The following is a 12,370-nucleotide window of genomic DNA, read 5'->3' as shown; positions in this document are numbered from 1 at the left end:
CATTTTTATAACGGAATAAAATTATGAAAAGAAGAAATAAAATCGCAGCAGCCCTGCTTTTTGCGGTGTCCTTACCCACGGTATCTACTTTGGCACAAAACAGTTTGCGTTCGGCCTATTTCCTTGAAGGCTACACCTACCGCCACCAGATGAACCCGGCATTCGCCAATGAACGTAACTACATAAGTATGCCCCTCATCCCATTAGGTAATTTCAACGTAGGCCTACAATCCACTGTCGGAGTGAAGGATTTCATCCATAAACTCCCCGACGGAAGCCTCACCACGTTCCTCAACGACCACGTGGATGCCGGAGAGTTCTTAGATGGATTGAAAAACCGCAACCGCCTGAACTTAGACCTCGATATGACCATTCTGTCTTTCGGTTTCCATAAATGGGGAGGATTCAACACATTCGACCTTTCCGTAAAGAGCGGTACGCGTATGAACCTTCCCAAGGATTTATTCGAATTCGCTAAGGTAGGCATGGCTAATGGGAACAGCGAATATACTCTCGAAGACATGGGTATCTATTCTAACAACTATGCGGAAATCGCTTTCGGACACTCACGTAAAATCATGGACAAACTGACAGTGGGAGCCAAAGTAAAATTCCTTTTGGGCATATATAACGCAGACTTCCACGTCAACGACATGAAACTGACCTTGACCGATGACAAATGGGCCGTGTCTGGAAATGGTGAATTTTCTTCCGCCGGCATCGTGGACATTCCGACCAAAACTAAACTCAAGGATGTAGTAGACGAGAACACGGGAGCCGTAGTAGGACAGAAAGAGGAAGAAGAACTCGACTTTGACAACATCGAAACGGGCAACGCCATCGGTGGTTTCGGCATGGCATTCGACTTCGGTGCCACATACCAATTACGCGAAGATTTGGAATTGTCCATGGCCGTACTCGACTTAGGATGGATAAGTTACAAGAATGCCACACAGGCTACCATGGCCGCCGAGCCTTGGGAGTTCGACGGTTTCCATGACATTCCGTTCGATTCGGACAAAGCGGCTCCGGGTATGTCTATCGAAGACCAAATAGACAATCTGACAGATGATTTGGAAGACTTGTTCCAAATGAAGGCGCAAGGTACAAAAAAGCATACGCGTGCTTTGGGAGCCACACTGAACATAGGTGCACTTTACACTTTCCCTTACTACGACAAACTGAAATTCGGCTTCTTGGAATCCACCCGTATCAATGGACGTTATTCTTGGTCTGAAGGCCGTTTCTCAGCCAACGTGGCCCCGGTAAAATGCTTCGATGCCTCCATCAGCTACGCCATTTCATCTTTCGGTTCATCTTTCGGATGGGTAGCCAACTACCATGGAAAAGGTTTCAGCCTCTTCTTGGGTAGCAACCACCAGTTCTTCAAGGTGACTCCGCAATTCATTCCGGTGGGAAATGCCAATATGAACATCAGCATCGGTATTAATTTCCCGTTTGGAGACATCAAGTCCTTGTAACTTCCGATAAAAATCCTTTATAAAAGCCTGCCCGTGCCTTTCGTTACCAGTATGGGCAGGCTTTCTTCTCTTCTCCGCAACCTCAAGAGCTAAGTTCTGGACAACAGTCCCACAAACAATACTATTCAAAAGATATATTCCTCAACTCTTCCCGCTTTGTTTCCTCAGGCCTCATTTGGAGTAACCGAAGCAATTCACCGCTACTTACAGCGGTCTTCGGATTGAAATCACCGGATGCCATATAATCCAACATGCTGCGATACAACTGACGTACTTCAGGCTTGTCATCCACCGCCTCAAGATCCGACATGCACACCAGCAATTTCCCTTTCCCTACCGCCAATTCGAATATCAGCCCCAACTTATGGTTCCGCTCGATATTGTCGATAACCTGTACGATGGGACGGTAGCCCTTCGGAAAAAGATCCAGAATCAAGGGATAACTCTGCTTCACAATAGGGAACCATTGCCAATTCGTATGGAAATCCGTAGGAAAGGAACGGAACAACGGATGGCTGGGGTCGGTCAGCATCCCCATCGTCCCAGGAGAGACCGGTTTCCGGTTGTTGCGGCTGATGGTCTCAAACATCCTGTAATTCCAATAGTCGGTCTGGAACAACCCGCCTACCGTTTGGGAGGCATAGCAACCCCGTTCGGGAAACCATAATACCTTCCCGCCGTTTTCCAATGCCGAAAGCACGTGGCCGTCCAACCGTTTGGCCACCGTGATGCCCGGATGGCTTTCTTTCGTGCTCCGGTCCTCGGGATAGAACCAAAGCAGATAAGTATTTTTATAGTCCGTACCTTCTATGGCCAATTCCAGATTCAACCTCCTCGCCTTGCCGGTCACAGGAATCGGTTGCCGGATATCTCCGACCTCCAGCAATCCCCGTCCGGAAGAAACTATGGGGCATATGCCCTTCCCGATAACGTGTCCTTGTTCGTCCCTCAACGTCCATGCCAGTCCGGTTCCCTGCAAAGAACGTGCGGCGTAATGGGCAACCTTCACCCGGGCAGTCAACGTCTCTCCCTCCGTCCAACAGAATTTTTCCGTCAGCAGCAAGGGAACCACTTCGTTGCAGAATCCCTTCCAACGCTCAGGCGAAACCAGTCCCTTGCTGTCCATAAAAGCATCCAAGATACCGACATAAGCTGAACCCTGCCCCGGATAATCCTGCAAATCCAACAACTGGAAGCCGGCCAGTCCTTCCGTGCGCAAGTCCATTTCGATGTCGGCCTTATAAAGCTCTGCTGCCCACCGCCCAGAAGCGAGAAAGAAATCTTCCGCCTGTTCTGACATCCCGGCACGGGCCAACCTGTCCCTGAAGACTTCCATATTATAAGGGTACAAGACACCCGTGTACTTGGCCATCTCGCGATAATCGGGATATACCTGAAACTGTCCCGTCTCATGGCTCACCACTGGAACATCCGCCCGCGCCACGGCTCTGGAAAAGTCCATCACCGTATTGGGATAGGTATGGTTGAGATATCCTCCGTCGTATGCATCGGCAAATGAAAACGAGCCACGGACATGCGTGTCGAGGCTCTGCGGCTTTTCACCTCCGATACGGCACGTCACCAAATAGTCCTCACCCGGAAGCTGCCCTTTGAAACCCAAGTAATTATTGGAACCGTAAGCATACAAATGCCGGCGGTCTGCCTGCCGAAAAGTATCGACCAAAGATTGCATGACTTCAAAATCTCCGGACAGTTCATTGCCCAACGCAAACATGACGAAAGAAGCATGATGGCCGTATTCCTGCTGAATGCGCAAACCCTCTTCGCGCAGATACGAAATCAAACGGGTGTTGTCCTTCCCCATCCATCCCCAGAACGGCAGTTCGGCCTGCAAATATATTCCTTCGATGTCGGCGGCTTCAAAGCAGGCTTCGGGCGGACACCAGGAATGGAAACGATAGTGGTTGATACCGTAAGATTTGGCCACCCGGAAATAATGCCGCCACGTCTCCACATCCATGGCCGTATGTCCTGTCAAAGGAAACACACAGGCGTCATGTTTTCCGCGCAGGAAAGTGGTCATACCGTTAATCGCGAAATGCTTTCCCTCTGCACGGAAGTCCCGCAAACCGAAATCGACGGATAGCCGGTCATACCCGGGCAGTTCGACCTCCAACCGATACAGCGCAGGATCGTACTCGCTCCACAACAAAGCTTCTTCGCCCAACGGGAAATCGAAGTCGTACTCTGCCTGCCCTTTTCTCAAACCGAATTTAAGCGGACGGGCGCGATGCGCCTTCTCCGTATTCCATGCCGTAGCGCGCACTTCCAACCGCATGCGGTTCCGAATGTCTTCGGGCGAAGCCAACCTCACTTTCAGCCGGACCGACTTTTTCTCCGCATCGGGATAAACCTGCACACCGGCCAAATGCAACGGTTCTTTCGCTTCCAGGAAAATGTCGCCGATGATACCGTTCCAATTCGTTTGTGTGGATTCCGTATAGGCATGTGAAGACCCGAGCAATTCCGGCGGCACGGACTCGCCATTGTCCACCCTGACGGCTATTTCATGCCGGCCGGACGTGAGAAAACGGCAGAGGTCGTACACTTGGCGCACGGAAATGCCGTCCCGGCTTCCGGCTTCCTTGCCGTCCACCCACACGCGAGTGGGCTTCGTGCGTTCCAAAGTCAGTGTCACGACTTTATTTTTCCAACTTTCCGGTATGTCCACCACTTTCTTATACCAAGCCCTGCCCACATAAGCGTGCAACCGTGTGAGATAAGTGGTTTCGTCCGTCCTTGTGGGCCGGAATCCTTTTCGATTCGTGTCTGTCGTACCCGGAAGCATCACTTCCTCAGCAAACGGTGCTGTGGCAAAACCGCTTTCTTCCCCTTTTCCCCTGACATCCAACTTGAATGCCCATTTGCCTTGCAAGTCCATCCGTTGGCGTTGGGGAAACATCGCGCACGAAAAAAGCACGGCCCATACCCATGCACACATCCTTTTCTTCATCATGTCTTTTTAATGGTTTAGGTTTATCGTAAGGCAAAGGTAAGAAAATCCAAATTGTCCAGTTATATCCCACCCTGCACTTTTTACCGAAAACTCGGGATGTCGGATACGTAATCCTTAGGTAAGGCTTCCGAAGTCAGCTCTACCCACACAGGTTCATCCCATCCTTCCACGTCGAAGCGTAAACGGATTGTCCCTACCTTCCGGGTAGACTGCACAATGGCCATGGCACGCCCGAAATACGTCTTGTCTTCATGGGAAGTGAAAGGAGTCTTACGCCGCAAGTCACTGCTGATGAATCCCACTAAACGGCCCTCGCCCTCAATGGAGGCTTTCACCCGGCGGTCTGCATGCTGCACGAGTGTTCCGTCTTGGTCCAACAACTCCACCTGCACATAACTCAAATCTTGCCCGTCGGCCATCAATTTTCCACGGTCGGCTATGGCTTTCAACCTCACGGCATCACCTGCCGTACGTATTTCATGCACAGCCACCGTATCCGTCCCGTTAATGCCTTTAGCCACAAGCGTCCCACGCCGGTAAGGCAGGCACCACGTTATCGTATGGTTCGGGTAATCCGTCGTCCGGCGTACGCCCATCTCGTTGCCGTTGTGGAACAGAGCCACACGCTCGCAGTTGGTCGTGGTGTTTACTTCGATGACCAAACCCTCGTAAGCTCGGGGGAAATTCCATATCGCCGCCATGTTCGGCCATTGCCAAAGGTCACGCCCGTGGTCGATGTCGAGCGCATTGTCTCGTACGGCGATACGCACCATTGGTTCGTCGTTCCACATCGCCCGATGGAAAGCCGCACGCGGCTTTTCCACCATGCAAATATCGAAAAGTCCCGCAGGCCAACCGTGGCTCGGCCAACCGGCTTCACCGATGTAGTCCGTACCGGTCCAAAGGAAACCGCCCGCGATAAAATCGTTCTCGGCAATGATGTTCCACGGATTGTTCGTGTCGTAACTACGGATATTCCCTTCCGCCCCGCAGTAATAAGGCAACTCCTCCGTCACTAAAAAGCGACGCTCGGGAAATTTCTTATGGTCGGAAAGCATACGTGCCTCCAGATAATTGTAGCCCACGACATCGGTCACTCCTGAAAACTTCTCGTTATGGCGGTTCTGTGCCGCAAGGCAAACCTGCCGCGACGGTTCGAACCCGTGCACGAAGTCCTGCAACATAGCCGCCCGTCGGCATCCCGTATCCGACCCGTCCCATGCTTCCTGCAATTCATTGCCGATGCTCCATAATACGACACAGGGATGGTTGCGATCGCGCACCAGCATGTTCTTCAAGTCCTCCTGCCACCACGCATCGAAATACTGCGCATAATAGCCGGACTTCCACTTGTCGAACGCCTCGTCGATAACCACAAACCCCATGCGGTCGCAAAGGTCGAGAAACTCCGGCGAGGGTTGGTTGTGGCTGCACCGGATGGCATTCACTCCGTACTCCTTGCAAATCTCCAATTTGCGTTCCATGGAACGCAAAGGCAGTGCCGTCCCCAAAGAGGCATCGTCTTGGTGCAAACAGAAACCTTTCAACTTCAAGGGCTTCCCGTTAAGCAGGAAACCACGGTCGGGAGTGAACTCGCACGTACGCACGCCGAATACCGTTTCGTAGGTATCGACCAGTTTGCGCCCGTCATATACAGCAGTATGCAAAGTATAAAGATAAGGATGTTCCGTGTCCCACAACTGCGGACAGGGGATTTTGAGCGTATGCTCTGTGTCAGCCGTCTGCCCGGCAGCCACTTGCAAGGGTTGTTTACCGGATTGCACCACTGTACGTCCCTCTCCGTCCGTAATCTGTTGGCAGACGGACAAAGTCTTGGTACGCTCCGCCTCGTTCGCAACCGACGTACGGACACGAACCTCCGCCCGTTCCGCCGTCACCACCGGAGTCGTGACGTAAGTCCCGTAGGAAGCCACATGAACTTTGGCTGTTTTCACCAACCAGGCATGGCGGTAAATCCCCGCACCGGTGTACCAACGTGCCACACTGTCGTGTTCCAATGGATTGTTCACCCGGACTGCCAACACGTTTTCAGCTCCATAAATTAAATAAGGTGTAAGATTGTACTCCTGATAACAGAAACCGTAGGGACGGAATCCCAAATGATGCCCGTTCACATACACGTCGCTACGGCTGTATATGCCGTCAAACAGCACGGCGATACGCCTTCCTTTGTCCTCTTTGTCCACCCGAAACGTCTTCCGGTACCAACCGATGCCGCCAGGCAAATGCCCGTTGCCTCCGCTCAATTTCGGATCGAAATCCTGCGAGATGCTCCAGTCGTGCGGCAACTGTACGTCCTGCCATCCGGTTTCCGACACTTGCATACCGGCATTTGCCCGGTCGTCGGCATTCAGGATGAACTTCCAATCGAAATCAAAATTCTCTTTTTCCCTCACACGGTCGTGGGCTGCGGCCATGAATGGCCAAACCACCGCTAACGCCAGTATCCACCGGCTCCATAATCTCTTCTTCATCATACGTTTTCAAGTTTTTCATGATTCTCGCAGCAAAGTTAGGAAAATCCCAAGCAAGGGACTTTATCGCATGTTACCAATCTTTGCCCTGAAAAAGCTTTTTCAAGGTCTATGTTACATACGCAAAAATATATGTTATACAAAAGAAAAGGATGTTACTTGTACGAAAGTATCCGCTATTGGAGCGAAAATGCGACAGGCTGAAAATCCGTAACTTTGCTTGTCGTCATGAAAAAAGGATGAGCCATGGGCTTTATCCTGCAAACTTTAAAACAAAAAACACATGAAAAGAATGATTACCCTCTTGTATGCAACGGCCCTCACGGGATGCATACCGCTCTGCGCACAGCGCACGGCCAGCGTAAGCCTCGACCCCGAAACGAAATTCCAAAAGATAGACGGATTCGGAGGCTGCGGAATGAACGGACAATGGGCTGACGTCTACACCCAAGAACAAGTGGACCGGTTGTGGGGACCGGACGGAATGGGCTATAACATCATGCGTATCCGTATCAACCCCGACGAAAGTAACTGGAAGAGTTACGTGAACGCTGTCAAATGGGCCAAGGCACACGGTGCCATCGTTTTTGCCAGCCCGTGGACACCTCCCTTCCGTTTCAAGGTCGGTGCCGAACAGACGTGGGGAGAATCCTCTAACCACGGACATATCAATACGGACAGCATCGACTCATACGCCCGATGGTTGGAACGCTACCGCCAGTTCATGGAAGACCAGGGAGCGGCCATAGACATCCTATCCGTCCAAAACGAAAGCGACTACGACCCGGAAGGATACGAAGGCTGCCTCTACACCGTCGACGAAATGACCCGCATGGTAACCGCCCTGCACCAACACCTTTCCCCGGAATGCAAGGTCATGGCACCGGAATGCTTCGGATGGGACAGCCACAAATACAACCGGGAATTGGTAAAATCGGCGGCCATGCGCAACAGCATCGACATCTGGGGTAACCATATCTACGGTGTCAATGACATGACCTACGTGGACTACGTGCGCAACCTGACGAAGCGCCCCATGTGGATGACTGAATATATATTCGATGAAGACAAGGTGGGCACATGGGAAAGTGCCTGCGATTTCCAAGAACAGATAGACAGTTGCATGCGGGCCGGCTTCAGTGCCTATGTTTACTACAATATGATAAACCACATGTTCGGCGACGGGAAAGGAGGTGGCAACGCTTCGGAATTAAGTACTTTCGCCTACGTGCTAGGGCATTATGCCCGATATGCAACCGGAATGACGCGCATCAAATCCTCATTCTCCGACAAAGGAAAAACTCCGGTCAACGGTTCGGCATACGTCAGTGAGAACGGCGACACCCTCAGTCTGTTCGTCCTCAACCGCTCTTCCGAACCAGTAAAGTTGAAAGCAAACCTCCCGTTTGAAAGCCGGCAGGTATACGCCGTTCTGACGAACGCCACGCGCAACCGCTTCGTGCAAGATGTTAGTACGCAATATGCGGGAACGGCCTCACCGGAAATCGACCTACTCGGAAACGCTTTCTATACCCTGCAATTTATCCGGACGGAAGCAGAGACACCCGAACCGAGTGAACCTACCGTCATGGAAGCCTACAAGAAAACAACCGAGGTGAACCCGCTCAACCCCTACCGTTTCTGTGCCGACCCGACATCCGTCGAATATGAAGGGCGCCTCTATGTGTACGGAACGAACGACCAACAGGAATTCGACGCGACAGGAGGCCTGACCTCCAACACTTACGGAAAGATCCGTTCCTTGGTCGTGATGTCTACGGAGGATTTGGTCAACTGGACTTACCACGGCACCATAGATATGACGGCCGTCTGCGGACAATGGCTGAACGCTTCGTGGGCACCTTCTATCGTCTCCCGTGAAGAAGCCGACGGGAAAACCCATTTCTATCTATATTTCTCCAATAGCGGAGGAGGCGTAGGCGTCATTACCTCTACTTCTCCTCTGGGGCCATGGGCCGACCCGCTCGGCAAAAACCTCATTTCCGGCAGCACACCCGGACTCGGCCTTTGCAGTACACCTTTCGACCCAGGTGTCGTCATCGACAACGACGGTACGGGGTGGTTGGCCTTCGGCGGCGGAAACCCGAACGCGGAAGGAACGGAACTCATGCCGGGCAATGCCCGTATCGTACGCCTCGGTAAGGACATGATTTCGCTTGACAGTGACATCATGCCGATTCCTGCGCCTTATCATTTCGAAGCCAACGAACTGAACGTGATGGGCGAAAAACTGGTCTATTCCTATTGTACCAGTTGGCGCGAACGTACGAACTGGCCTTCATACGGCGGTATCTCTGAAGCTCCTTCGGCATGCAGTATATGTTACATGACGACCGACACGCCCCTTGCCCCGGACAGTTGGACCTACAAAGGAGAATACTTCGCCAACCCCGGCACATTCGGCTACCCGTACGGTAACAACCATTCACACCTGCAAAAATTCAGTAATGCTTATTACCTTCTTTACCACACGCAAGGATTGGAACAACAAATGGCCATCAACGGAGGTTACCGTAGCATAGCCATGAACAGATGTACCGTAGTGGAACGCTCGCAACGCATCAATGCCGTGACGGCTTCTCCGACCGGCGTTATGCAACTCACGGCCAAACGTGTAAACCCGTTCATCCTCCAACAAGCGGAAAACTTGTGCACGGCAGCCGGAGTGAGTGCCGAAAGCTACGGGAAAACGGGCAATACCCGTATCACTATCCCACAATCCGGAGGTTGGACTATGGTAAAAGGTGTCATGTTCGGCACGGAGGGCATCAAAAAGTTCACGGCAAACCTGCAAGGGGAAGGCACGTTGGAAATCCGTCTGGACGACATAGAAGCCGAACCCGTGGCCACCCTCGACTTCTCCACACCGGAGGCCACAGAAGTATCCGTCGACTGTCCCATATCTATTACCGGGTCGCATGACGTGTATTTCCTTTTCACGGAAACACGGGGCGAAGTGAAGTTCGACACATGGCAGTTTGCCGGGAAAGGTTCCGATGCCATCACAAATACCGAAATGGAAGACAGAACTCCCGTACGGTATGAATATTACCACCCCAACGGTATGCGTCTTACAGAACAACCCGCCACAGGCATGTATTTCCGTAAGACGTATTACAGTGACGGAAGCGTGAAAACCGACAAGAAACTCTCCGAACATTAAAAAAGGAATGCAGATGCAAAAATAACGGGTGCGCCGCTAACGCACCCGTTATTTTTGCACTTAAGAAACCGGAAACGGTATCCGGAAGCAAACACCTTATTTATTCCCCATTACCACAAAAGAACGGGAGAATACCACGTTATAGGTCTTGACCATCCCCTGATAGTCGAACGTCACCACGGCTGTCTCTGCATCCGGACGAGCCTGCTTGACTTCCACTTTCACGTCCTTATTATCGGAAGATGCCGACACCTTAGGCAGACGGGCAGTCTCGGAAGGAAGCACGTATACCACTTCATACGTCCCATAGCCGGTTATGCCATTGGCATTGGTGGAACGTACCGGAGTCTTAGGCAATTCAATAGCCTTCCCGTCCACCGATATGCTGACAGAAGGTACGACCGGACGGGCTATCTTCTTCCCGACCGAACTGAATCCCAACCCTGTCAAGTCGAAAAGTTCCTCTCCACTGCCTCCTTCTGCCACCAAATAAATAGCATGCTTCCGACCCAGTCCGTCCACATGGGCCGAGACATCCACAGTAAACTGTGTGACTTCCTGCGCCGAACCGGCTGGTACCTGGATTTCTCCTATCTTCTTGCCTTTCCACGTAGCGTTGTCCCAAGGACCATCCATCCATACGTTTACTTTGAAAGCTTTGGACGTTCTTGGGGTCAGGAAAAGATTGAAAGCCGTCTGGTTTCCTTTCTTCGTCCCCTCAAAGGCTTTCAAACCCAACTGGTCCTTTTTCAAACCTCCGAAACCAAAATATTTATATCCGATGATATTTCCGTTTTTCACACCGACAATCGGGGCATGGTTGTCCCAAATGTCCCAAGCATCTTGCTGAAGACGTATATCCGACAAGTAACAGGCGATACCGGCAGAATAGTATTGGTAAGGGTCAAGCCCGAAGATGTGGAAACCTTCCGACGTGACTTCCGCCCCTTTGTATTCGTTACCTTGTTTGTCCTTGGCCGTCCACACATGGTTCTTGGCATACGGGTCGTAAGCCCGGATGGAGACTTTGCCTCCCTTGGCTACCGGCTTCTCATCCCATTCCACCTGAATGGGGGCTACCATGGCCTGACGCGCAAAACCGAATCCGCGCGGCGGACGGTGGTAGAACACGTACCATTGTCCGTTAATTTGCTCAATACTCCCATGCGTATTGTGCCCGGCATTGGTGGTCTGCAAACGTGAACCGTCTTCGTTCAGCACCGGAGCGCGGGAATCTACCAAGACCCCACCGCTCTTCCAAGGTCCCAACGGGCTATCCCCATAAGCATAACGCAAAGTGGAATTGGAATTTCCTATGCCGTAATCAGGGCCGGAATATCCGCTATATATCGTCACATATTTGTTTCCCACCTTACGAATGGAAGAAGCCTCGAAGAAGTTGAAAGCCTTGGGATCCTGCCCTTCAAAAAGACAAGGATATTCAGTACCTTCCGGATCACGGACACCTCCCTGCGGAGTACCGGCAGGCATGAAATACGGAATCACCTCCGTACCCGGCCGCACGGAATACATCGTATTCGGGTCAAGCTGTGCTGCCGACGAACGTTGGAAGCCCCAATAACCGTATGCACGGAAGCCGATTTCGTAGTCGGGGTCTTTCGGGTCGGTGATTTGCTCCACATAAATAGACGGGTCGAAACCCAAGATGCTGCCCGGTAAAGTCTTGGTGCCGTCGGCATTCAAATTTATAGGTTTGAAAGGCCCGTCGGGACGGTCGCTCTTAGTCACCATCGCTTCCCGGTTACGCCCACGGCTGTGCGGATACAGGTAGTATTCCTTCTTTCCATCCCGGCGGCGCACTTCCACCAAGTCAGGCGCATACATCACGTCCCACTGTCCTTCAATGGGATAAGTAAAGATAGGGCCTTCGTCACGCCAACTGGACAAATCCTCTACCGGTGCCGACCACATCCGGATGTCCGGCCCACAATAACTGTTCATCCGCAAATCGTGGGAACCAATGATGTAAGCGCGGTATTTCCCGGGATTGTCCGGATCTTCAAACACGCGCGGCTCACCATCGGGCAAATGTTCCCACAACGGCAAATAAGGGTTTCCCGCCCCATGAAACACATACTCCTGTACATCCGGTTGCCCGAACGCATCCACACCTACGGTCAAAGAACAGCATGCGGCAGCACACCACAATGCCACCCAATGTCCTCTTCCCAAAATCATTTTCTTTTTTTCCATTGATTTTATCTTGTTTAAT

General features: G+C 51.8%; 5 protein-coding genes. 2 read left to right on the top strand and 3 right to left on the bottom strand.

What is annotated here, in order from left to right:
* Positions 1 to 23 precede the first annotated feature (23 nt).
* A complete protein-coding gene (locus tag E0E47_RS01515; protein ID WP_130892685.1) occupies positions 24 to 1,481 on the top strand; it encodes a DUF5723 family protein in 1,458 nt (485 codons plus the stop codon).
* 121 nt (positions 1,482 to 1,602) lie between these two features.
* On the opposite strand, the gene E0E47_RS01510 is transcribed toward E0E47_RS01515, so the two are convergent.
* Positions 1,603 to 4,458: a glycoside hydrolase family 2 protein gene (locus E0E47_RS01510; RefSeq protein ID WP_130892684.1), complete on the bottom strand. Its 2,856-nt coding sequence runs from the start codon at positions 4,456 to 4,458 to the stop codon at positions 1,603 to 1,605.
* Between the two features lie 80 nt (positions 4,459 to 4,538).
* Entirely contained in the window at positions 4,539 to 6,953 is a 2,415-nt protein-coding gene (locus E0E47_RS01505) for a glycoside hydrolase family 2 TIM barrel-domain containing protein (RefSeq protein ID WP_420873305.1), read from the bottom strand.
* A gap of 283 nt (positions 6,954 to 7,236) precedes the next feature.
* On the opposite strand from E0E47_RS01505, the gene E0E47_RS01495 reads away from it, so the two are divergent.
* A complete protein-coding gene (locus E0E47_RS01495) occupies positions 7,237 to 10,137 on the top strand; it encodes a family 43 glycosylhydrolase (protein WP_130892682.1) in 2,901 nt (966 codons plus the stop codon).
* 96 nt (positions 10,138 to 10,233) lie between these two features.
* Here the strand turns inward: E0E47_RS01495 and E0E47_RS01490 are convergent, their stop codons facing one another.
* Positions 10,234 to 12,351, bottom strand: a complete 2,118-nt coding sequence (locus tag E0E47_RS01490) for a hypothetical protein (protein ID WP_130892681.1) — start codon at positions 12,349 to 12,351, stop codon at positions 10,234 to 10,236.
* Between the last annotated feature and the right edge of the window lie 19 nt (positions 12,352 to 12,370).

This window comes from Paraprevotella xylaniphila YIT 11841 (assembly GCF_900683745.1).
Taxonomy (GTDB): Bacteria; Bacteroidota; Bacteroidia; order Bacteroidales; family Bacteroidaceae; genus Paraprevotella; species Paraprevotella xylaniphila.
Note: the sequence above shows the minus strand (reverse complement) of the source record. Positions and strands in the feature narration are given on the sequence as shown.